Consider the following 21,105-nt stretch of genomic DNA (forward strand, 5'->3'; position numbering starts at 1 on the left):
GGGTTGCGGCGGCGGCGCGGCGCGGCTTGGCCGCGACTTGCGGGCCGCGAGCGAGGTCCATCAGCATGCGCAGCGCCTCGACCACGGAGCGCTGACGCACGGCGCTGCGGCCGATCGCGCCGAAACGATGCTCGCGATGGATGATGCGGCCGTCGCGGGCGGCGGCGGCGAAATGGACGAGGCCGACCGGCTTGCCGGGCGTGGCGCCGCCGGGGCCGGCGATGCCGGTGATGGCGACCGCTAGGTCGACACCGGCACGCTCCAGCGCGCCGATCGCCATCGCGGTTGCGGTCTCCTTGCTGACGGCACCGAAATTGGTGAGCGTACCTGCTTCAACGCCGAGCATCGCGCGCTTGGCGTCGTTGGAATAGGTGACGAAGCCGCGGTCGATCACGTCGGAGGAGCCGGGGATGTCGGTCAGTGCGCCGGCAACGAGGCCGCCGGTGCACGATTCGGCCGTGGCGATCGTCAGCTTGCGCATCCGGCACAAATCGAGCAGCGAGCGGGAGAGGGCGCGTGCGTCGCTGCCGCCCATGATCTTACACGCTCCAGGGCAGGCGGATGGTGGCGCTCGCGGTGGCCGCGATGCCTTCCTCGCGGCCGGTGAAGCCGAGCCGCTCGCTGGTCGTCGCCTTCACCGCGACGCGCGAGATGTCGACACCGGAAATCTCGGCGATGCGCGCGCGCATGGTGTCGCGCAGCGGGCCGATCTTCGGCCGCTCGCAGATCATCGTCACCTCGAGATTGGCGACGCGGCCGCCGCGCTGGGTGACGCGCTCGATGGCGTATTTCAGGAACTGGTCGGAGGAGGCGCCCTTCCACTTCGCATCGCTCGGCGGGAAGTGCGAGCCGATGTCGCCGTCGGCCAGCGCGCCGAGGATGGCATCCACCAGTGCATGCAGGCCGACATCGCCGTCGGAATGGGCCAGGAAGCCTTTGCTGTGGGGCACGCGCACGCCGCAGATCATGACGTGGTCGCCTTCGCCGAAGGCGTGCACGTCGTAGCCCGTGCCGGTCCTGATGTCGCCGAGCTGGGCAGCCAAGCGCGCTTCCTCGCGCACGAAGTCTTCGGGAGTGGTGAGCTTCATGTTGGCAACATCGCCTTCAAAGGTTGCAACCGTCAATCCCGCCCATTCGGCAATCGCGGCATCATCGGTGAAATCGCTGCGTCCGTCCTTCGCCGCGCGACGATGCGCCTCGAGGATGACATCGAAACGAAAGGATTGCGGCGTCTGCGCGATCCGCAGGCGGGCCCGGTCCGGCGTGTCCTCGACATTGCCGCTCTCACCGGTGAGCTTGATGGTGTCGGTGACGGGAACGACGGGGATCGCGGCGCCGGTGCGGCTGGCCGCATCGATCGCGCGCGAGATCACGCCTTCCGAGACGAAGGGACGCGCGGCGTCGTGGATCAGGACAATGTCGGGCTTGTGCCGTGCCAGCGCTTCGAGACCGGCAAGCACCGAGGCCTGGCGCGTGGCGCCGCCATTGGCCGGCGGCTCGTGCTTCAATCCTGCGACCGCTACCGTGAACATGGCGCTGTCGTCGGGGTTGACCACGGGCTGCACGGCAAACACGTCGGGGTGGCGGCTGAAGGCTTCCATGGCGCGATAGATCACGGGCTGGCCGCCGATCTCGCGATATTGCTTCGGCCCGCCGGCGCCTGCGCGCAGGCCGCGACCTGCCGCGACAAGAACGACTGCGGTGCGCTGTGATTTCGCCATAGGACTCAAATACTCAGTTGCTAATGAAAGAGTCGGGAGTGGGTGATTGCCGGCATGCCTCTAGCACGGCAGGCCCGCAAAAAAAGGGGGTTTCCCCGGATTGTGGGAAACAGCAGTTTGTTGCACTGCACTTGAAAGATTTGCAGAACTGTCTAAACTGTAGGCATGACGCTTGACTGCACAAGAATTGTGCGCAAGATAGATCATGGCAGGTGCGATGAGGCCCTGCGAGTGAATGAGACCACTGTGACCGGCCCGGCAGGATCAGGCTCCAAGCCCTTGAAAATAGGCGATATTGAGGTCGCCACCCCGGTCTTCCTGGCACCGATGTCGGGAGTGACTGACTCGCCCGTCCGGCGGTTGGTCGCCGAGCTTGGGGCAGGTCTGGTGGTGTCCGAAATGACCGCCAGCGATGAGCTCGCCAACGGCCACCGGATGTCCCGGTTGCGCTGCGAAGCGACCGGAATCGGCCCGCATGTGGTGCAGCTCGCCGGCTGCGAGGCGCACTGGATGGCCGAAGGCGCCCGGATCGCCGAGGCCGAGGGCGCCGATATCATCGACATCAACATGGGCTGTCCGGCCCGCCACGTCACCGGCGGCCAGTCCGGCTCGGCCCTGATGCGGGATCTCGACCATGCCGTCAGCCTGATCGATGCGACGATCGCGGCGGTGAAGGTGCCGGTGACGCTGAAGATGCGGCTCGGCTGGGACGACCGCCGCCGCAATGCGCCGGAACTGGCGCGGCGCGCGGAAGCCGCCGGCATCAAGCTCGTCACTGTGCATGGCCGCACCCGCTGCCAGTTCTACAAGGGCGAGGCCGATTGGGATGCTATCCGCGCCGTGCGCGAGGCGATCTCGATTCCGCTCATCGTCAATGGCGACATCACCTCCTACGAGAAGGCGCTCGCGGCGCTCGAATCCTCCGGCGCCGACGCCGTGATGATCGGCCGCGGCGCGCAGGGCCAGCCCTGGCTGCCCGGCCAGATCGGCCGTCGCCTGAAGGGCGGGGCGGCGGAAGCCGCGCCGTCGCTCGCGACGCAACTCCATTATGTCCGCACGCTTTATGAAGGCGTGTGCGCCCTCTACGGCCTGCGCGTCGGCCTCAAGCATGCCCGCAAGCATCTCGGCTGGGCGCTCGACGTCGCGGCCGAAGCGAGCCGCGCGCCGGCCGCGAAGCTGAAATCCTGGCGCCAGACCATTCTGACGTCCGAGGATCCGCGCCTCGTTCGCCAGTCACTGCAAGATGCCTTCGACGACTTCGCATGGAGCGCTGCTGCATGAGCTCAGCCGCTGAACATCGTCGGCCGCTTCCGTCCGACAGCGATGCGATCCTGGATGCGCTTCCCAATCCCGTGCTCATGATCGGGCCAGACGGCAAGATCGTCGCCGCCAACATCGCAACCGAAGCTTTCTTCGAGATCTCGACGCAGTTCCTGAAGCGGCAGTCGCTGAAAGAGCTGGTGCCGTTCGGCAGCCCCTTGCTGGCGCTGATCGACCAGGTGCGCTCGTCGAACTCGCCGGTGAACGAATACAAGGTCGATCTCGGCACGCCCCGCATGGGCGGCGACCGCCAGGTCGATCTGCACGTCGCCCCGCTCACGGAGCGGCCCGGCCATATCGTGGTGATGCTCCAGGAGCGCACCATCGCCGACAAGATGGACCGCCAGCTCACCCATCGCAGCGCCGCGCGCTCGGTGATAGCGCTAGCAGCAATGCTCGCGCATGAGATCAAGAATCCGCTCTCCGGCATCCGCGGCGCGGCGCAGCTGCTGGAGCAGCAGGCGTCCTCCGAGGACCGCATGCTGACGCGGCTGATCTGCGACGAGGCCGACCGCATCGTGACGCTGGTCGACCGCATGGAGGTGTTCGGCGACGAGCGCCCCGTGGTGCGCGGACCGGTCAACATCCATTCGGTGCTCGATCACGTGAAGCGGCTGGCGCAGTCGGGTTTTGCCCGCAACATCCGCTTCATCGAGGACTACGATCCCTCGCTGCCGCCGGTGCTGGCGAACCAGGACCAGTTGATCCAGGTGTTCCTCAATCTCGTGAAGAACGCCGCCGAAGCCCTGATCGACGTGCCCGACGCCGAGATCCAGCTCACCACCGCGTTCCGCCCCGGCGTACGCCTGTCAGTCCCCGGTCAAAAATCCCGGGTATCGTTGCCGCTCGAATTCTGCGTGAAGGACAACGGACCAGGCGTGCCGGACGATCTTCTGCCCAACCTGTTCGATCCCTTCGTGACCACCAAGCAGACCGGCTCGGGTCTGGGCCTTGCGCTTGTCGCAAAGATCGTCGGCGATCACGGGGGCATCATCGAATGCGAATCTCAGCCGCGCAAAACCACCTTCCGCGTGCTGATGCCGATGTATTCCACATCGGTCAAACATGCCGATCACAGCAGTCGCGACGGCTCTGCCGGGAAGTCGTCGTCTGCATCACAGGGGGCAAAATGAGGATTAACAATGCCCGCAGGTAGCATTCTCGTTGCAGATGACGACACCGCCATCCGCACGGTACTCAACCAGGCTCTGTCCCGCGCCGGCTATGAGGTCAGGCTCACCGGCAATGCCGCAACGCTGTGGCGCTGGGTCAGCCAGGGCGAGGGCGATCTCGTCATCACCGACGTGGTGATGCCGGACGAAAACGCCTTCGACCTGCTGCCGCGGATCAAGAAGATGCGGCCGAATCTGCCCGTCATCGTCATGAGCGCGCAAAACACCTTCATGACGGCGATCCGCGCCTCCGAGCGCGGGGCGTACGAATATCTGCCAAAGCCCTTCGACCTGAAGGAGCTGATCGCCATCGTCGGCCGTGCGCTCGCCGAGCCGAAGGAGCGAACCTCGACGCCGGACGAGGACGCCGAGATGGAGGCGATCCCGCTGGTCGGCCGCTCGCCGGCGATGCAGGAAATCTACCGCGTGCTGGCGCGCCTGATGCAGACCGACCTCACCGTGATGATCACGGGCGAGTCCGGCACCGGCAAGGAGCTGGTGGCGCGCGCGCTGCACGATTACGGCAAGCGCCGCAACGGCCCGTTCGTCGCCGTCAACATGGCGGCGATCCCGCGCGACCTGATCGAGTCCGAGCTGTTCGGCCATGAGCGCGGCGCCTTCACCGGCGCCAACACCCGCGCCTCGGGCCGGTTCGAGCAGGCCGAGGGCGGCACACTGTTCCTGGACGAGATCGGCGACATGCCGATGGAGGCGCAGACCCGCCTGCTGCGCGTGCTCCAGCAGGGCGAATACACCACCGTCGGCGGCCGCACCCCGATCAAGACCGACGTGCGGATCGTCGCGGCGTCCAACAAGGATCTGCGCGTCCTGATCCAGCAGGGCCTGTTCCGCGAAGATTTGTTCTTCCGCCTTAACGTCGTGCCGCTGCGGCTGCCCCCCTTGCGCGAGCGCATCGAAGACCTGCCGGACCTCGTGCGGCACTTCTTCACGCTGGCCGAGAAGGACGGCCTGCCGCCGAAGAAGCTCGACACGCTGGCGCTGGAGCGGATGAAGCAGCACCGCTGGCCCGGCAACGTGCGCGAGCTCGAAAATCTCGCCCGGCGCCTCGCCGCGCTCTATCCGCAGGACGTGATCACGGGCTCCGTCATCGACGGCGAGCTGGCGCCGCCCACGGTCAGCCCCGGTGCCGCGGTCCAGCAGGGCGTCGACAATCTCGGCGGCGCGGTGGAGGCGTATCTGTCCTCGCACTTCCAGGGCTTTCCGAACGGCGTGCCGCCGCCGGGCCTCTATCACCGTATCCTCAAGGAGATCGAGGTGCCGCTGCTCACGGCCGCGCTCGCCGCCACCCGCGGCAACCAGATCCGCGCCGCGGACCTGCTCGGCCTCAACCGCAACACGCTGCGGAAGAAGATCCGGGATCTCGATATCCAGGTCTATCGGAGCGGGGGCTAGTTTTCCGGGACGGTGGCTCAGCTCCCCCTACCACAGCGGAGCTGAGCCTGTCCGAATCGCGCTGGCCTTGATGGCTGGCGCGGTGAGCAGAAGTCCTGATAGGACCGAATTGTTCCGCCGGAACATTCAAATTGGTCATTCGACCGCAGGACGCGGCGTCGCACCTATCTGACCAGGCGGCCTGATGTCGGCAGCATGGCCACGTCGGCCGGCGCCTGCATGCCGTGGCCGTTGACCAGCAGGTCGGAAGCGACGATCAGCAGCAGAACGGCCGCGACCATTATCGCGAGAAAGAACCTGTCCATCCCAGTCAAGCCGGAACGGCCGGACTCCGTTCCCGCTGGCCCGGCATGCCCTGTGGATGCGCCGGTCCGTCGCGGCGGGGACGCCGCGGAATTGTCGCAATTCGGCAACAATGTGGTAGGAATACATCAGTATCCGCCACGACCGCGGACCCCGTTTTTCAGCACCCATTGCCGGAATGACCAGCGCAGACACCTCGGCCGCATCCTTTGACACGGCCCCAGCTGAAGAGCCCCGACGCTGGTCGCCGCGACGCTGGCTGGCGCCCTTTGCCGTGGCGCTGGCACTGCTGTCGGGCCTGCTGACCTTCCTGGTCCTGACCGGTCTCACGAGGATCGATCCGACGCCGGAGGTGGTCCGCACGTTCTATCTGATCAATGCGGGCACGATCCTGCTCCTGGTCGGGATCATCGTCCGCGAGCTCTGGCAGCTCATCCTGGCGCGCCGGCGGGGCAGGGCGGCGGCACGTCTCCATGTCCAGATCGTCAGCCTGTTCTCGATCGTGGCGGTGCTTCCGGCCGTGCTGGTTTCCGTCGTCGCCAACGTCACTCTCGAGCGCGGCCTCGACCGGTTGTTCTCCGGGCCGACCAAGGAGGTCATCCAGAACTCGCTGAACATCGCGCGGGCCTATATGCAGGACCATGCGCAGCTGATCCGCGGCGACATTCTCGGCATGGCCAACGATATCGCGCACGCCCGGCCGCTCTACGACCAGGACCGGCGGTCGTTTCGCGAGATGCTGACGGCCAGTGCCAGCTCCCGCAATCTGCCGGGCGCGATGATCATCGACAAGAACACCAACATCCTGGAATCCGCCGACACCGGCATGCGGCTGGCCTATTCGCCACCGGCGCCGGACTTCCTCAGCAACGTCAACGAGTCCGAGCCCGAGATCGCGGTGCTGCCGGATGCGAGCTTCGTCGCGGCGGTGATCCGCTTGCGCGCCTTCAGCGACACCTTCCTCTATGTCGCGCGGCCGCTCGATCCGAATGTGGTCCACCAGCTCAAGCAGACCGAGGTCAGCGTCGCCGAATATGCCCAGATCGAGTCGCGGCGGCTCGGCATCCAGGTCGCCTTCGCGCTGATGTTTGCGGTGATCGCGCTGACCATCCTGATGGCCTCGGTGCTGATCGGGCTGAACTTCGCCAACTCGCTGGTATCGCCGATCCGGCGGCTGATGAACGCGGCCCACACGGTCTCGACCGGCGACCTTCATGTGAAGGTGCCGGTGCACCAGTCGGAGGGCGATCTCGCCCAGCTCGGCGAGACCTTCAACAAGATGACGCAGGAATTGCGCAGCCAGCGCGACGAGCTCGTCAACGCCAGCGATCTCATCGACAGCCGCCGCCGCTTCATCGAAGCGGTGCTGTCCTCGGCGAGCGCCGGCATCATCGGCGTCGACAATTCAGGCAGCGTCGGCATCCTCAACCGCTCCGCCGAGAAGCTGATCGGTCACTCCGAAGCGGAGACGCTCGGCCATGCGCTCTCCGACGTCCTGCCGGAGCTCGACGAGATGATGAAGACGGCGCGGGAAGGCACCCAGCGCCTGGTGCAGGGCCAGATCACGATCACGCGCGACGGACAGGAGCGCAACCTCTCGGTCCGCGTCAGCGCCGAGAAGAACCAGCCGCACGACAGCTACATCATCACGCTCGACGACATCACCGAGCTGGTGTCGGCACAGCGCACCTCGGCCTGGGGCGACGTGGCGCGCCGCATCGCCCATGAGATCAAGAACCCGCTGACGCCGATCCAGCTTTCGGCCGAGCGCATCCGCCGCAAGTTCGGCAAGGACATCACCGAGGCCAAGGACAAGCAGATCTTCGAGCAGTGCACCGACACCATCGTGCGTCAGGTCGACGACATCAGGCGCATGGTCGACGAATTCTCGCGCTTTGCGCGGATGCCGAAACCGGTGATGGAGGGCGAGGACGTCGCCGACACCGTGCGGCAGGCGGTGTTCCTGATGAAGGTCGCCCATCCCGAGCTCGATATCGAGGCCGAGTTCAGGGAAGATCCGCTGCGCGCCCAGTTCGACCGGCGGCTGATCTCGCAGGCGGTCACCAACATCGTCAAGAACGCCACCGAGGCGATCGAGCAGGTGCCGCCGGAAGAGCTCGGCAAGGGCCGTATCGACGTCGTGGTGTCGCGCGAGGGCGAGGACGTGCTCATCGATGTCATCGACAATGGCATCGGCCTGCCCAAGGTGGCGCGCTCGCGGCTGCTCGAGCCGTATGTGACGACGCGGGCCAAGGGCACCGGCCTTGGCCTTGCGATCGTCGGCCGCGTGCTTGAAGACCATGGTGGGCGCATCGAGTTGAAGGACGCCTCCGACTTCCGTGCGGGTCAGCGCGGTGCCTGGATGCGGATGCGCTTTGCGATCTCCGGCGCGCCCGCGAAGGCCGAGGGGACCGAGCAGGCGCCGGCCGCCAAGAACACGATCGAGCAAACGACCGCGGAAACGATCAAGGAAGCGGAAATCGCCAAGGAATCCATCAAGGACACGGAAACAAAAGGGCCGGCTGCCGAAACCAAAGAGCCGGCTGAAATGACCAATGATTCAACGAAGATCGAAGCCTCAACAGGCAGCTGACAAGACAGGCGCGACCCATGGCAAGTGAAATTCTGATTGTCGATGATGAGGCCGATATTCGGGATCTCGTTGCGGGCATCCTCGAGGACGAGGGGTTCGTCACCCGGACCGCACGCGACAGCGACTCGGCATTGGCCGAAATCGCCAACCGCAGGCCGCATCTGGTGTTCCTCGACATCTGGCTCCAGGGCTCCAAGCTTGACGGCTTGCAGCTGCTGGAGCAGGTCAAGAAGGACAATGCCGATCTGCCGGTCGTGATGATCTCCGGCCACGGCAACATCGAGACCGCGGTCGCCGCGATCAAACGCGGCGCCTACGACTTCATCGAGAAGCCGTTCAAGGCGGACCGGCTGATCCTGGTCGCCAACCGCGCGCTGGAGAACTCGCGGCTGAAGCGCGAGGTCAAGGAGCTGAAGCAGCTCGCGCCGAGCGCAAGCTCGCTGGTCGGTCGCTCGCCCAGCATGAACCAGCTGCGCCAGACCATCGAGCGCGCGGCCAAGGCCAACAGCCGCATCCTGATCGTCGGCCCCGCCGGCGCCGGCAAGGAGCTGACTGCGCGCACGCTGCACACCGCCTCGGGCCGCGCCGACGGTCCCTTCGTCGTCATCAACGCCGCCGCGATCACGCCCGAGCGGATGGAGCACGAGCTTTTCGGCGTCGAGCAGTCCAATGGCGAGCAGCCGCGCAAGCCCGGTGCGCTTGAGGAAGCGCATGGCGGCACGCTGTTCATCGACGAGATCGCGGACATGCCGCGCGAGACCCAGAACAAGATCCTGCGCGTGCTGGTCGAGCAGTCGTTCCAGCGCGTCGCCGGCACCGCCAAGGTGCAGGTCGACGTGCGCATCATCTCCTCGACGGCGCGCAACCTGGAAGAGGAGATCGCGGCCGGCCATTTCCGCGAGGACCTCTATCATCGCCTCTCGGTGGTGCCGATCCGCGTGCCCGCGCTGTCGGAGCGGCGCGAGGATATTCCGGAACTGATCGACTACTTCATGGAGCAGATCTCGGCCGGCAGCGGCCTGCCCAAGCGGCAGATCGGCCAGGACGCGATGGCGGTGCTGCAATCGCATGTCTGGCCCGGCAACGTGCGCCAGCTTCGCAACAACGTTGAGAGAGTCATGATTCTGGCCGCAGGCGGACCGGAAGTGATCATCACCGCCGACATGTTGCCGCAGGACGTCGGCTCCATGGTGCCGGCGATGCCGACCAGCAACAATGGCGAGCACATCATGGGCCTGCCGCTGCGCGAAGCGCGCGAAGTGTTCGAGCGCGACTATTTGATTGCACAGATCAGCCGTTTTTCAGGAAATATTTCTCGTACGGCCGAGTTCGTTGGCATGGAACGCTCGGCGCTGCATCGGAAGCTGAAGGCGCTCGGCGTCGGCTGACGCCGCGACGTTGCGTTTGCGCCTCAGGGATAAGCGAGGAAAATCATCGATTTCCGTAGTTTTTCGGGGCAATACGGCGTGGCCTGCCGCGTGAAGCGGCTTGCCTAATAACCCGACCTGTCCTCTAATCGAACCGCTGTTCCTCCGAGGGGGATCTCATGAGGAACGGCAACCGGACGAGGCCCCGAATTTCACCAAGAGGGCCGCAACCGGCGCAATAAAAAGAAACTCAAAGCGAGAAAAAAACAATGGCGGCAGACCGCGCACAAAACCTACAGGACACCTTCCTTAATCACGTTCGCAAAACCAAGACGCCACTGACGATTTTTCTGGTCAACGGAGTGAAGCTCCAGGGCATCGTGACCTGGTTCGACAATTTCTGTTTGCTGCTTCGGCGCGACGGTCACTCGCAGCTTGTCTACAAGCATGCGATCTCGACCATCATGCCGGGCGCTCCGATCCAGCTGTTCGAAGGCGGCGAGGATCAGCCGGCTTGAGAGTGACCTGATTGGAACCCCGGAATTTCGACGGGGATGCCGACCGTTCGCGGCCGGCAGGGGCTAAGCAAACGGGGCGGGTGCTTGTCGTCGGCCCCTACTTGCGTGTGCGCGCGGGCGGTGCCGACGCGCAATCGGAAAGTCATGTCGTGCGAGACGCCGAGGCCCGGCTCGACGAAGCCGCCGGCCTCGCGCGCGCGATCGATCTCGTCATAGCCGACGCCATCATCGCGCCGATCAGCCAGATCCGCCCCGCCACCTATATCGGCAAGGGCAAGGTCGAAGAAATCGCCGCGCTGGCCAAGAGCCTCGACGTCGAGCTCGTGGTGATGGATTGCGCGCTGGCGCCGATCCAGCAGCGCAACCTCGAGAAGGAGCTGCACGCCAAGGTGCTCGACCGCACCGGGCTCATTCTGGAAATCTTCGGCCGCCGCGCCAAGACCAAGGAAGGCTCGCTCCAGGTCGAGCTTGCACATCTCAACTATCAGCGCTCTCGCCTCGTGCGATCCTGGACCCATCTGGAACGCCAGCGCGGCGGTTTCGGCTTCATGGGCGGTCCGGGCGAGACGCAGATCGAGGCCGACCGCCGCCTGATCCAGGAGCGCATCTCCAAGCTCGAGAGCGAACTGAAGAAGGTGCAGGCGACGCGGCGCCTGCATCGCGCCGGACGCCAGCGCGTGCCGTACCGCGTCGTCGCATTGGTCGGCTACACCAATGCCGGCAAGTCGACGCTGTTCAACCGCCTGACGCGCGCCGACGTGCAGGCGGCCGACATGCTGTTTGCCACGCTCGATCCCACCCTGCGCGCGCTCACCCTGCCGCATGGCGGCAAGGCGATGCTGTCCGACACGGTCGGCTTCATCTCCAATCTGCCGACGCAGCTCGTCGCGGCCTTCCGCGCCACGTTGGAGGAGGTGCTGGAGGCCGACGTCATCCTGCATGTCCGCGACATCTCGCATGAGGACGCCGAGGCGCAGCAGAGCGATGTCGACGCCGTGCTGCGCCAGCTCGGCATCAACCCCGACGATTCAGGCCGGATCATCGAGGTCTGGAACAAGATCGATCGTTACGACGCCGAGCAGCGTGAAGAGCTCTTGAACATCGCCGCGCGCAGGCCGGAGGATCATCCGGCTATGCTGGTCTCGGCCGTGTCAGGCGAGGGGGTCGACGCACTGCTCGCCGCGATCGAGGAACGGCTTGCGGCCAAACGCACCACGCTCGATCTCTCCATCGACGCCGCCGACGGCGCCGGCATCAGCTGGCTGCATCGGAATTCCGAGGTGCTGACGAAAGAGCTGCACGACGGCCGCTTCGACATGACGGTGCGCGTGGACGAGACCAAGCGCGATATCGTGGTGAACCGGTTCGACGCGGTGCCGCATCACGCGGCGTAATCAGTTGGACAGGTCGAGGCGCATGAACTGGTTGTGTGGGCTCGCCTGATAGTCGGCGAACGGCTCGCAGGGTACGAAGCCGACACTGCGGTAGAGCGAGATCGCGGGGGCGTGCAGCTGCGCAGTGCCGGTCTCCAGGCTGAGACGCGCATATCCTCGCTTGCGGCCTTCGACAATGATGTGGTCCAGAATGGCTCGCCCGACCCCGGTCCGCCGCGCAGTGGACGCGGCGCGCATCGACTTCACCTCGCCATGCGTGTCATCGAGTTGCTTGAGGGCGCCGAAGCCGGCCAACGCACCATTGTGCCAGGCGGTCCAGAACGTCACGGATGCGACCGAAAGACCGCTCGCGTCCAGCGCCTGCGCGTGCTCGCCCATGACGCTGCGGAGCTCTTCCAGATGATGCGCCAGCAAGTCGGCGACATATGGCGCCGTCGGATCGTCTTGCCTGATGTCCACGTCGTCCCCTTGTGTCAGATGGCGGTCTTGGCCGCATTCCACAGCGCGTCCATCTCCGAGAGCGACGCCTGTTCCAACGTGCGCCCCTGCGCCTCCAATGCGCGCTCGATGAACGCAAACCGCCGCTCGAATTTGGCGTTCGTCGCGCGGAGCGCGGCTTCCGGATCGGCATCGACATGGCGCGCGAGGTTGACGAGTGCGAACATCAGGTCGCCGGTCTCTTCCGCAAGCTCCTCCTTGTCGTTGCGGTCCAGCGCGGCTTCGATCTCGTCGGCTTCCTCGCGGATTTTCGCCAGCACCGCGCGCGGGTCGTTCCAGTCGAAGCCGACGGTCGAGGCCTTGCGCTGCAGCTCCATGGCGCGCGTCAGCGCGGGCTGGCCGGCCTTCACGCCCGCGAGCAGGGACTTGTGCGACGGCTTTGCTTCCGGCGGCCGGCGCGCAGCACGCTCGGCCTTCTCCTCGGCCTTGATGCGGTCCCAGACTTCCTTGACGTGGGAGGAGGCGAGATTGCCGTCCTTGTCGGCGAAGACATGGGGATGGCGACGGATCATCTTGCGGGTGATGGCCTCGACGACGTCGCCGAAGGCGAACGCGTTCCTTTCCTCCGCCATCTGGGCGTGGAACACGACCTGGAGCAGGAGGTCGCCGAGCTCTTCGCGCAAATCATCGAGATCGCCGCGGCTGATGGCCTCGACCACCTCATAGGCCTCCTCGATCGTGTAGGGCGCGATGGTCGCAAAATCCTGCTCGAGGTCCCAGGGGCAGCCGGTCACCGGCGTGCGCAGCGCCGCCATGATCTCGATCAGGCGGGAAATGTCGCGGGAAGGGGTCATTGCGGGCCATTCTCCTGGGTCCAAAACCTTATGCCAAAAGCCGCCGGCCGATCCCAGCGTCGCGGTGCGGAACAGGCCGATTTCCACCGATTGGCGGGTAGGTCACACAGTGCTAAAGCGCGGGGCCATGAGTGACGCTTTTTCGACCGAAACCGCGCTGGTGCTGTTCTCCGGCGGACAGGATTCCACCACCTGCCTTGCCTGGGCGCTGAACCGCTTTGCGCGCGTGGAGACGCTCGGCTTCGACTACGGCCAGCGCCACGCCGTCGAGCTCGACTGCCGCGACCGGCTGTTTTTGGGGATCAGGGCTTTGCGCGCGGATTGGGCGGCAAGGCTCGGCGAGAGCCATACGTTGTCGATCCCGACGCTGGCAGCCGTGTCCGAGACAGCGCTGACCCGCGACGTCGCGATCGCGATGGGCGCCGATGGGCTGCCGAACACGTTCGTGCCTGGCCGCAATCTGGTGTTCCTGACCTTTGCCGCGGCGCTGGCCTATCGGCGCGGCATCACCCACATCGTCGGCGGCATGTGCGAGACCGACTATTCCGGCTATCCCGATTGCCGCGACGACACCATCCGCGCCATGCAGGCCGCGCTCTCGCTCGGCATGGCCAAGCAGTTCGAGCTGCATACGCCGCTGATGTGGATCGACAAGGCCGCGACCTGGAAGCTCGCGCATGACCTCGGCGGCGACGGGCTGGTCGATCTCATCCGCGAGCAGTCGCACACCTGCTATCTCGGCGAACGCGGCGCGCAGCACGATTGGGGATACGGTTGCGGCGAGTGCCCGGCGTGCAGCCTGCGGGCGAAGGGGTGGCGGGAGTATGTGGCGGGTCGCTGACGCTACACGCTTAGTGTCATCGCCCGCGCAGGCGGGCGATCCAGTATTCCAGAGACCGTGCTTGAGCCGAGAAGCCGCGGCGTACTGGATTCCCCGCCTGCCGCCTACGCTAAAGCTTCGGCGCCCCTCGACCTCAACCCCGGCGAAGCCTTGGCGTAGCCGGGTCGCGGGGAATGACAGCGTAGGGCTTGGCACGAGCGTGCCAATTACCGAGCTAGCCAAAATCTTCCGGCTTCAACTCGATCGGCTTGCCGTGCGGCGTACGATCCGCCGCGTGATCCCAGGCGTCGCGGTAGCGGTGCAGCGTCTCGGTGGATGCGACGCCCTTTCGTGCGACGAGCCCCTCCAGCGTGGCGAGCCAGTGCAGGTAGTAGGTTTCGCCCGTATCGGGGTCGCCGGCGGCCTGCGCGCGCTTGATCTCGGAGGCCAGGGCCGCGGCCCATTCGGGCCAGGTGAAGACGCCGCGCTCGTGCAGGCTCAAGGCCATCGCAAACGCGTGCGCCTCCCACGGCGCGCGGAACACCGGGCCGTCGTCATCGCGGGGAATGCTCGGGATCGCTGCGGTCGCGGCGGCAGCAAGCGTGCTGCTCATCACGCCGGGTCCAGATACGGCTCGAACGCGTCGATCGAGACCTTCGAGGTCGGATCGCCATCCGCACCCCAGAGGTCGCTGCCCTCGAACACGACGGTGTAGAGCCATTGCGGATTCTCGCCGAGCTCCATCGCCGCCGAATCCGGAAACACGTGGCAGCCATGGTTCAGCTCGACCACGCCGACATGACCGCGCACATAGCGCGGCAGGCGGGTGTGCGTCGCCGGATGGATGTTCTTCGCGCGCACGCGATCGCCGATTTTGAATTTGGCGGGCGCCGGGGCAGGGCGGGCGAACTTGCCGCGCACCATGGTGCGCTCGACGTCGCTGAGCTCCAGCTTGCCGTGCTTGAGCGCCTTGGCCGGCTGCATCGCGTGGCCCGCAGCGACCTCCTCCCGGGTGAGATAGCCCTTCTCGATCAGCATCTCCTCGAGCCCGAGGAACCACTTCTGATAATAGGAGCTCGACAGATAGACATGCGGCGGCAGCGTCTCGCGATAGAAGCGCGAGGTGTCGATGTTGAAGGCGCCGGCGGCGCCCATCGCGCGCACCATCGCCAGCACGCGGGATTCCCACGCCGCGTGGAATACCGGCTCGTTGGGCTCGGGCTCGACCTTGCCGAACCCGTCCATACCGCCCATGTCGTGCACGCCGTTCACGACGGCGCTCCTGGCGTCTTGGGAAAGCCGGTGCCGATCATGGAGTCGCGCGTGACGAGCTCGGCGAGCTGCTCCTCGCTCCAGCCCTCCGTGCCCTCGGGCCGCATCGGCAGCACCAGAAAGCGCGTCTCGGCGGTGGAATCCCAAACGCGAACTTCGATATCCTTGGGCAGCGCCACGCCGAAATCGGCGAGCACGCCGCGCGGGTCCTTCACCGCGCGCGAGCGGTAGGGCGCGGCCTTGTACCAGACCGGCGGCAGCCCCAGCATTTCCCAGGGGTAGCAGGAGCACAGCGTGCACACGACCATGTTGTGCCGCTGCCGCGTGTTCTCGACCACGACGAGATGGTCGCCGACGCGGCTGACATGGCCGAGCGTGCCGATCGCCTTCGAGCCATCCTCGAGCAGCGCCTGCTTGAACGCCGGATCGGTCCAGGCCTTGGCGACGACGCGGGCGCCGTTGTGCGGGCCGATCCTGGTCTCGTAGGCCTGGATGATGGCATCGAGCGCGGCCGGCTCGACATAGCCTTTTTCGGTCAGGATCGTCTCGAGCGCGCGGACGCGCAGCTCGGTCTCGGACAGTTCGGAATGGTCGTGATCGTGGTGGTGATGATGTTCACTCATGAGGCGAAGATAGTCCCAGAATCCGGGCCTTGTCGAGGCGAAGACTCTGCTAACATCGGGCCATGGGATGGTGCAAACAAACCGGACTAACCGCCGCAATCGCGGCTCTTGTCGCGCTCGCGGCGCAGGATGCGCGCGCCGCGAATGGCGCCTATGCGGTGGATGCCGCCGACATCTCGGAGGTCCGCTCCTGCAAGGTCGAAAGCTGGATGTCGAGCGCTTCCAACACGGATTTCTCCGCGGTCGCCAATCCCTCCTGCGTCGTCGATCCCTTCCGGCCGATCGAGCTGAGCATGCAGACCATCCGGGCCCGCAGCGATGGCGATTGGAGCACGACGGTGGCCCCGAAAGCCAAGACGAATTTCATCCCGACCGGCATCGGCCGGTGGGGCTTGTCGGCCTATGGCGGGGGATCATTCGATGCGGCGACCGGCGAGGCGCTGTCCGCCTTTGCCGTCATCCCCGCAACCTTCCGTCTGTCCGAAACCATGCGCATCAACGTCAACGGCGGCTGGCTCTGGGATCGTACCGTGGATCGCCACTACCTGACCTATGGCATCGGCTTCGACTGGAAGTTTACCGACACCTTGCAATGGACAATCGAGGCGTACGGCCAGGCCGGCGCCTCCGAGATCGCAAGCGTCGTGCAGCCGCGCTTCCAGACTGGCGTCCGCTACCGGCCGAACGAGATCTTCTCCGTCGACCTCATCTACGGCCGCAACATCACCGGCGAAAACGCCAACTGGATCACCGTCGGCACCACCATCCGGTTTCCGGTCCGCGGCGCCGAGCCGGAGCATCGGCGCACCGGGCATTTGTGACCACCAGGGAAAAACAAGCAGCGGGCGGCAGAACCCGCGTCAAGCCATTGATCGCGCCGCGGACAGTCCGTATACGCCGCGCAGGGACAAAAGCGGCCCGGCCAACGGGCGGCACGACGCAACGACAATCGAGGGGGAGGACCCATGGCCGCTAGCTCGCAGGCGCCTGAGGCGAAAGGGTTTCGCTGGAAGCTGGTTGCACCGCTCGTGGTGTGGCTGGCGATCTATCTGTGGCCGGTGCCGTCAGGGCTCAACGTCAATCAGTGGCACTATTTTGCCGTGTTCGCGGCCGTCATCACCGGGCTCATCCTGGAATCGATGCCGGTCGGCGCGGTCGGCCTGATCGGGCTCACGGTCGCCGGCGTCGGTGGCTATATCGATCCCGATCCGACCAAGTCGCTGCGCTGGATGCTGGCGGGCTTTGCCGAGAGCACGGTGTGGCTGATCGTCGGCGCCTTCGTGTTCTCGATCGGCTATCGCAAGAGCCAACTCGGCCGGCGCATCGCGCTGGTGCTGGTGCAAAAGCTCGGCAGCAACACGCTTGGCCTCGGCTATGCGGTCGCGATGTCGGACTTTCTGCTCGCGCCGGCAACGCCCTCCAACACCGCGCGCAGCGGCGGCATCGTCTATCCCATCATCAGCAACATCCCGCGCATCTACGGCTCCGAGCCCGGACCGACCGCCGGCAGGATCGGCACCTATGTGATGTGGACCGCGTTCGCGGCGACCGCGGTCACCAGCTCGCTGTTCTTCACCGCGCTCGCGCCCAATGCAGCCGCGCTCGCGATCGCCAAGAAGACCGTCGGGGTCGAGGTGAGCTGGGGACAGTGGTTCATCGGCTTTGCGCCGCTCGGCATCCTCCTGATGATCCTCGTCCCGCTGCTGAGCTACGCGATCTGCCGGCCCGAAGTGAAGCGCAGCCCCGAGATCTCCGAATGGGCGGCAAAGGAGCTCGCGGAGATGGGCCCGATGTCGCGCAACGAGTGGATCATGCTGGCGCTGATCGTGCTCGCGATGTTCCTGTGGATCGCCGGCTCCAGCCCGGACATCCACGTGCCGCTGCTCGGCTCGAATTTCGTCAACGCCACCACCGTCGTCTTCATCGTGATCTCCTTGATGCTGGTCACGGGCGTGATCGAGTTTGCCGACATCGTCAGCGAGAAGAGCGCATGGGAGGTGTTCTTCTATTTCACCTCGCTGCTGACGCTCGCCTCGGGCCTCAACGAGATCGGCTTCATCAAATGGTTCGCGAACGAATACGCAAAGCCGCTCGCGGGGCTGTCGCCGTCAACCGCGATGCTCCTGCTGGTCGCACTGTTCTTCTGGATCCACTATTTCTTCTCCAGCATCACCTCGCATGCCGCCGCGGTGCTGCCCGTCGTGCTCGCGGTCGGATCGGGCATCGCTGACCTGCCGGTCACGACGCTCGCCATGCTCTGCATGTATTCGCTCGGCCTGATGGGAGTGATCTCGCCTTACGCCACGGGGCCGGCGCCGATGTATTTCGGCAGCGGCTATATCGGGAAGGGCCAGTTCTGGGGCTTTGGGCTGATCTTCGGGCTGCTCTATTTCGCCGGGCTCCTGCTGATCGTGCTGCCCTGGTTGCAGTTTGGCAGGTAAGCCGGGTCGAAGGCCGATAGCCCCCGGCAGATGAATTTTCTTCGCCGGGGCGGGATTTGGAAAACTTCGTCCAACTCCCCGCAAATATCTGACATTGCAAGAAAGACCCGTTCGGGCGATGGTGCATGCTGCGGTGCAGCGCGTTCCACCCGGGCGCCCGGTCGCAGTTTCATTCCCCGTCGCGCGATGCGACCTGGTTCCCGTGGGCCCCCGGGGCATGCGGGCAAGCGAACTATTGTACATGAAGGCCGCCGCCATGAACGCCCACCAATCGCTCGCGATCGGACAGAGGATCGAGACGCTCGATGCGATTTCACCTGCCGCGACCGAGCCGGACGCGATGGTCCGTTTCGAAGGCATTTCGAAGACATATCCGGCCTATCGCGGCAAGCCTGGCGTCAACGCCCTGCAAGACATCGACTTCACGATCCCGCGCGGCTCCATCACCGGCGTGATCGGCCGCTCCGGCGCCGGCAAGTCGAGCCTGGTCCGGCTGATCAACGGGCTGGAGAAGCCGACCACGGGACGCGTGATCGTCGATAGCAGGGATATATCCGCGCTGGCGGGCCGCGAGCTGCGGCTGGCGCAGCGCTCGATCGGCATGATCTTCCAGCATTTCAACCTGCTGTCGTCGCGCACCGCGGCCGACAACATCGCGCTGCCGCTCGAGATCGCCGGCTGGGCCAAGTCCGACATCAAGGCCCGCGTCGCCGAGCTGCTCGCCCTTGTCGGCATCACCGACAAGCACGACCGCTATCCGTCGGAGCTGTCCGGCGGCCAGAAGCAGCGCGTCGGCATTGCGCGGGCGCTGGCGACTCGGCCGAGCGTGCTGTTGTCGGACGAGGCGACGTCCGCGCTCGATCCGCAGACCACGCGCGCGATCCTCGACCTGCTCGCCAACATCAACCGCGAGCTCGGGGTGACCATCGTGCTGATCACCCACGAGATGTCCGTGGTGCGCCAGCTCGCCAGGGAGGTCGTGGTGCTCGACGCCGGCCACGTCGTCGAGAGCGGCCAGGTCGCCGACATCTTCACCCATCCCAAACATCCGATCACGCAATCCTTCCTGGCCGAGGTGATCGGCGACAGCCTGCCGGTGTCGCTGGCGAGCCGGATCGTGCCGGTGCCGCCTGCCGGCGGGCAGGCCGTGATCCGCGTCCAGGTGCGCGGGGCAGGGGCCGGCGACACGCTGGTGGCACGGCTCGCTCGCGAGCTCGGCCTCGACCTTGCGCTGCTTGCGGCCCGCATCGACGAGATCGGCGGCCAGCATGTGGGCTCGCTCACCCTCGGTATCCCTCTCGGCATTTCCAGCGGCGAAGACGCGGTGACGCGGACGCTCGCCTGGCTGTCTCAATATCAATTCCCGACGGAGCGTCTCGGCTATGTCGCCTGAACTCATCAACCTGATCGTCCAGGCCACCTTCGAAAGCCTGTACATGGTCGGCATCGCGGCGCTGCTCGGCACCGCCTTCGGCCTGCCGCTCGGCGTCTTCCTGGCGACCAGCCGGAAAGGGGAGCTGTTCGCGGCCCCCGTCGTCAATCGGGTGCTCGGCATGGTCGTCAATGCGACGCGCTCCACGCCCTTCATCATCCTGGTCGTGGCCATCATCCCGTTCACGCGGCTCGTGGCCGGTACATCGATCGGCTCGACCGCGGCGATCGTGCCGCTGACCATCGCGTCGACGCCGTTCATCGCGCGTCTCGTCGAAGCTGCGATCCGCGAGGTCGATGGCGGCCTGATCGAGACCGCGTCCTCGTTCGGGGCTTCGCCGATGCAGATCGTGCTCAAGGTGCTGATCCCCGAGGCATTGCCCGGCCTGTTGCTGGCGCTGACGCTCGCGGTGGTGAGCCTGCTCGGCTACTCCGCCATGGTCGGCGCCGTCGGCGGCGGGGGCTTGGGGGATCTCGGCATCCGCTACGGCTACCAGCGCTTCATGCCGGAGATGATGCTGGCGGTCGTCGTCGTGCTGATCGCGCTGGTGCAGCTCGTCCAGAGCGCCGGCGACTATCTGGCGCGCCGGGTCAACCGCCGGCTGCGGCATCGCTGACATAAGCTTCTACACATCGGAGACTTCAATGCGCTTTCTCGCAACCCTTGCGGCTGCAGCCTTGCTCGCGACCACGGCCGCGGCCGAAACCATCCGCGTCGGCGTGACCGCCGGTCCCCATGCCGAGATCATGGACGTCGTGAAGAAGGTCGGCGCCGAGCGCGGCCTCGACATCAAGGTGGTCGAGTTCACCGACTATGTGATCCCGAACCAGGCGCTGGCGCTGAAGGACCTCGAGGCCAACTCGTTCCAGCACGAGCCGTACCTGAAGAACCAGATCGCCAAGACCGGCTGGAAGATCGTCAAGGTCGCCAACACGATCGGCTCGCCGCAGGGCGTCTATTCGCAGAAATACAAGAAGCTCGCAGACCTTCCCGAAGGCGCCCGCGTTGCCATCGCCAACGATCCTTCCAACGGCGCGCGCGGCCTGATGATCCTGGCGCTGCACGGCGTGATCAAGCTGAAGGACCCCAACAACGTCGCCTCGACCATTGCCGACATCACCGACAACCCGAAGAAGCTGCGCTTCGTCGAGCTCGACGCCGCCCAGCTTCCCCGCGCGCTCCAGGACGTCGACGTCGTCTCGATCAACAACAACTACGCGGTGCAGGCCGGCCTCAATCCGGCGACCGATGCGATCGCGCGCGAAAACCCCGATGGCCCCTGGGTCAACATTCTCGCCGTCCGCGAGGAGGACAAGGACAAGCCCTGGGTGAAGCAGTTGGTCGAGGCCTATCACTCCGATCCCGTGAAGGCGTTTCTGGAGACGCGCTTCAAGGGCACGTATCTGCCGACCTGGTAGCGACGG

21 protein-coding genes are annotated in these 21,105 nt (G+C 65.7%); 13 read left to right on the forward strand and 8 right to left on the reverse strand.

Features of this window, described 5'->3' with window-relative positions:
- Positions 1-535 (reverse strand): CinA family protein (locus XI08_RS18035; protein ID WP_271575417.1); only part of this gene is annotated, 535 nt, incomplete at its 3' end.
- 4 nt (positions 536-539) lie between these two features.
- Positions 540-1,721, reverse strand: a complete 1,182-nt coding sequence (locus XI08_RS18040; RefSeq protein WP_027542764.1) for a bifunctional 2-C-methyl-D-erythritol 4-phosphate cytidylyltransferase/2-C-methyl-D-erythritol 2,4-cyclodiphosphate synthase — start codon at positions 1,719-1,721, stop codon at positions 540-542.
- A gap of 279 nt (positions 1,722-2,000) precedes the next feature.
- On the opposite strand from XI08_RS18040, the gene dusB reads away from it, so the two are divergent.
- From dusB to ntrC, 3 genes are read left to right on the forward strand one after another with little or no spacing between them, the layout of a single operon-like run.
- The gene (dusB, locus tag XI08_RS18045) at positions 2,001-3,002 is read left to right on the forward strand and encodes a tRNA dihydrouridine synthase DusB (protein WP_271575475.1); all 1,002 of its coding nucleotides are present in this window, start codon (positions 2,001-2,003) and stop codon (positions 3,000-3,002) included.
- Complete coding sequence (locus XI08_RS18050) at positions 2,999-4,174, forward strand: two-component system sensor histidine kinase NtrB (protein WP_271575418.1); 1,176 nt, start codon at positions 2,999-3,001, stop codon at positions 4,172-4,174. The genes dusB and XI08_RS18050 overlap by 4 nt, the downstream gene beginning before the upstream one ends.
- Positions 4,175-4,183: 9 nt before the next feature.
- Positions 4,184-5,626, forward strand: a complete 1,443-nt coding sequence (gene ntrC / locus XI08_RS18055) for a nitrogen regulation protein NR(I) (protein WP_027542767.1) — start codon at positions 4,184-4,186, stop codon at positions 5,624-5,626.
- Positions 5,627-5,790: 164 nt separating this feature from the next.
- Here ntrC and XI08_RS18060 read toward each other — a convergent pair whose 3' ends face one another.
- Positions 5,791-5,931 carry a hypothetical protein gene (locus tag XI08_RS18060; RefSeq protein WP_156936814.1) on the reverse strand — a complete coding sequence of 47 codons (141 nt, stop codon included), beginning with the start codon at positions 5,929-5,931 and terminating at the stop codon, positions 5,791-5,793.
- A 176-nt stretch (positions 5,932-6,107) separates the two neighbouring features.
- Here XI08_RS18060 and XI08_RS18065 point away from each other — a divergent pair, with 176 nt between their 5' ends.
- From XI08_RS18065 to hflX, 4 genes are all read left to right on the forward strand, one after another.
- Positions 6,108-8,522: a sensor histidine kinase NtrY-like gene (locus tag XI08_RS18065; RefSeq protein ID WP_271575419.1), complete on the forward strand. Its 2,415-nt coding sequence runs from the start codon at positions 6,108-6,110 to the stop codon at positions 8,520-8,522.
- Positions 8,523-8,539: 17 nt separating this feature from the next.
- Positions 8,540-9,910: a nitrogen assimilation response regulator NtrX gene (gene ntrX / locus XI08_RS18070; RefSeq protein WP_271575420.1), complete on the forward strand. Its 1,371-nt coding sequence runs from the start codon at positions 8,540-8,542 to the stop codon at positions 9,908-9,910.
- Positions 9,911-10,158: 248 nt separating this feature from the next.
- Entirely contained in the window at positions 10,159-10,407 is a 249-nt protein-coding gene (gene hfq, locus XI08_RS18075) for an RNA chaperone Hfq (RefSeq protein WP_007591126.1), read from the forward strand.
- An 11-nt stretch (positions 10,408-10,418) separates the two neighbouring features.
- Positions 10,419-11,801, forward strand: coding sequence for a GTPase HflX (gene hflX, locus XI08_RS18080; protein WP_027542770.1), 1,383 nt, complete (start codon positions 10,419-10,421; stop codon positions 11,799-11,801).
- Here hflX and XI08_RS18085 read toward each other — a convergent pair whose 3' ends face one another.
- Positions 11,802-12,260 (reverse strand): GNAT family N-acetyltransferase, encoded by a 459-nt coding sequence (locus tag XI08_RS18085; protein ID WP_271575421.1) that lies wholly within the window; start codon positions 12,258-12,260, stop codon positions 11,802-11,804.
- A gap of 14 nt (positions 12,261-12,274) precedes the next feature.
- Positions 12,275-13,093 carry a nucleoside triphosphate pyrophosphohydrolase gene (gene mazG, locus XI08_RS18090; protein WP_271575422.1) on the reverse strand — a complete coding sequence of 273 codons (819 nt, stop codon included), beginning with the start codon at positions 13,091-13,093 and terminating at the stop codon, positions 12,275-12,277.
- Positions 13,094-13,220: 127 nt separating this feature from the next.
- On the opposite strand from mazG, the gene queC reads away from it, so the two are divergent.
- The gene (gene queC / locus XI08_RS18095; protein ID WP_271575423.1) at positions 13,221-13,934 is read left to right on the forward strand and encodes a 7-cyano-7-deazaguanine synthase QueC; all 714 of its coding nucleotides are present in this window, start codon (positions 13,221-13,223) and stop codon (positions 13,932-13,934) included.
- A gap of 214 nt (positions 13,935-14,148) precedes the next feature.
- Here the strand turns inward: queC and XI08_RS18100 are convergent, their stop codons facing one another.
- Genes XI08_RS18100 through nthA form a run of 3 tightly spaced genes read right to left on the reverse strand, consistent with a single transcriptional unit; the run spans position 14,149 to position 15,808 of the window.
- The gene (locus tag XI08_RS18100; RefSeq protein WP_027542775.1) at positions 14,149-14,526 is read right to left on the reverse strand and encodes a nitrile hydratase accessory protein; all 378 of its coding nucleotides are present in this window, start codon (positions 14,524-14,526) and stop codon (positions 14,149-14,151) included.
- Positions 14,526-15,185, reverse strand: coding sequence for a nitrile hydratase subunit beta (nthB, locus tag XI08_RS18105; protein WP_271575424.1), 660 nt, complete (start codon positions 15,183-15,185; stop codon positions 14,526-14,528). Before nthB ends, XI08_RS18100 begins: the two co-directional genes overlap by 1 nt.
- Entirely contained in the window at positions 15,182-15,808 is a 627-nt protein-coding gene (gene nthA / locus XI08_RS18110; RefSeq protein WP_271575425.1) for a nitrile hydratase subunit alpha, read from the reverse strand. Before nthA ends, nthB begins: the two co-directional genes overlap by 4 nt.
- A 62-nt stretch (positions 15,809-15,870) precedes the next feature.
- Between nthA and XI08_RS18115 the strand changes: the two genes are divergently transcribed.
- From XI08_RS18115 to XI08_RS18135, 5 genes are all read left to right on the forward strand, one after another.
- Positions 15,871-16,629, forward strand: a complete 759-nt coding sequence (locus tag XI08_RS18115) for a hypothetical protein (protein WP_271575426.1) — start codon at positions 15,871-15,873, stop codon at positions 16,627-16,629.
- Positions 16,630-16,773: 144 nt separating this feature from the next.
- Positions 16,774-18,249, forward strand: a complete 1,476-nt coding sequence (locus tag XI08_RS18120; RefSeq protein WP_271575427.1) for a DASS family sodium-coupled anion symporter — start codon at positions 16,774-16,776, stop codon at positions 18,247-18,249.
- Positions 18,250-18,505: 256 nt separating this feature from the next.
- A complete protein-coding gene (locus tag XI08_RS18125; RefSeq protein ID WP_442869836.1) occupies positions 18,506-19,642 on the forward strand; it encodes a methionine ABC transporter ATP-binding protein in 1,137 nt (378 codons plus the stop codon).
- On the forward strand, positions 19,632-20,297 hold the full coding sequence (locus XI08_RS18130; protein WP_271575429.1) for a methionine ABC transporter permease: 666 nt from the start codon (positions 19,632-19,634) through the stop codon (positions 20,295-20,297). The genes XI08_RS18125 and XI08_RS18130 overlap by 11 nt, the downstream gene beginning before the upstream one ends.
- Before the next feature lie 28 nt (positions 20,298-20,325).
- On the forward strand, positions 20,326-21,099 hold the full coding sequence (locus XI08_RS18135; protein ID WP_271575430.1) for a MetQ/NlpA family ABC transporter substrate-binding protein: 774 nt from the start codon (positions 20,326-20,328) through the stop codon (positions 21,097-21,099).
- Positions 21,100-21,105: the final 6 nt, after the last annotated feature.

The sequence above is a fragment of the Bradyrhizobium sp. CCBAU 11361 genome, from assembly GCF_028128935.1.
GTDB lineage: Bacteria > Pseudomonadota > Alphaproteobacteria > Rhizobiales > Xanthobacteraceae > Bradyrhizobium > Bradyrhizobium niftali.

What these genes read in the sequence shown, in the direction of transcription:
- XI08_RS18100 (WP_027542775.1), bottom strand. Translation starts at nt 14,526, where the DNA reads ATGAGCAGCACGCTTGCTGCCGCCGCGACCGCAGCGATCCCGAGCATT.
- ntrX (WP_271575420.1), top strand. Translation starts at nt 8,540, where the DNA reads ATGGCAAGTGAAATTCTGATTGTCGATGATGAGGCCGATATTCGGGAT.
- ntrC (WP_027542767.1), top strand. Translation starts at nt 4,184, where the DNA reads ATGCCCGCAGGTAGCATTCTCGTTGCAGATGACGACACCGCCATCCGC.
- nthA (WP_271575425.1), bottom strand. Translation starts at nt 15,808, where the DNA reads ATGAGTGAACATCATCACCACCACGATCACGACCATTCCGAACTGTCC.
- mazG (WP_271575422.1), bottom strand. Translation starts at nt 13,093, where the DNA reads ATGACCCCTTCCCGCGACATTTCCCGCCTGATCGAGATCATGGCGGCG.
- XI08_RS18040 (WP_027542764.1), bottom strand. Translation starts at nt 1,721, where the DNA reads ATGGCGAAATCACAGCGCACCGCAGTCGTTCTTGTCGCGGCAGGTCGC.
- XI08_RS18125 (WP_442869836.1), top strand. Translation starts at nt 18,506, where the DNA reads ATGAACGCCCACCAATCGCTCGCGATCGGACAGAGGATCGAGACGCTC.
- hfq (WP_007591126.1), top strand. Translation starts at nt 10,159, where the DNA reads ATGGCGGCAGACCGCGCACAAAACCTACAGGACACCTTCCTTAATCAC.
- queC (WP_271575423.1), top strand. Translation starts at nt 13,221, where the DNA reads ATGAGTGACGCTTTTTCGACCGAAACCGCGCTGGTGCTGTTCTCCGGC.
- XI08_RS18060 (WP_156936814.1), bottom strand. Translation starts at nt 5,931, where the DNA reads ATGGACAGGTTCTTTCTCGCGATAATGGTCGCGGCCGTTCTGCTGCTG.
- XI08_RS18115 (WP_271575426.1), top strand. Translation starts at nt 15,871, where the DNA reads ATGGGATGGTGCAAACAAACCGGACTAACCGCCGCAATCGCGGCTCTT.
- XI08_RS18120 (WP_271575427.1), top strand. Translation starts at nt 16,774, where the DNA reads ATGGCCGCTAGCTCGCAGGCGCCTGAGGCGAAAGGGTTTCGCTGGAAG.
- XI08_RS18065 (WP_271575419.1), top strand. Translation starts at nt 6,108, where the DNA reads ATGACCAGCGCAGACACCTCGGCCGCATCCTTTGACACGGCCCCAGCT.
- XI08_RS18135 (WP_271575430.1), top strand. Translation starts at nt 20,326, where the DNA reads ATGCGCTTTCTCGCAACCCTTGCGGCTGCAGCCTTGCTCGCGACCACG.
- XI08_RS18050 (WP_271575418.1), top strand. Translation starts at nt 2,999, where the DNA reads ATGAGCTCAGCCGCTGAACATCGTCGGCCGCTTCCGTCCGACAGCGAT.
- XI08_RS18130 (WP_271575429.1), top strand. Translation starts at nt 19,632, where the DNA reads ATGTCGCCTGAACTCATCAACCTGATCGTCCAGGCCACCTTCGAAAGC.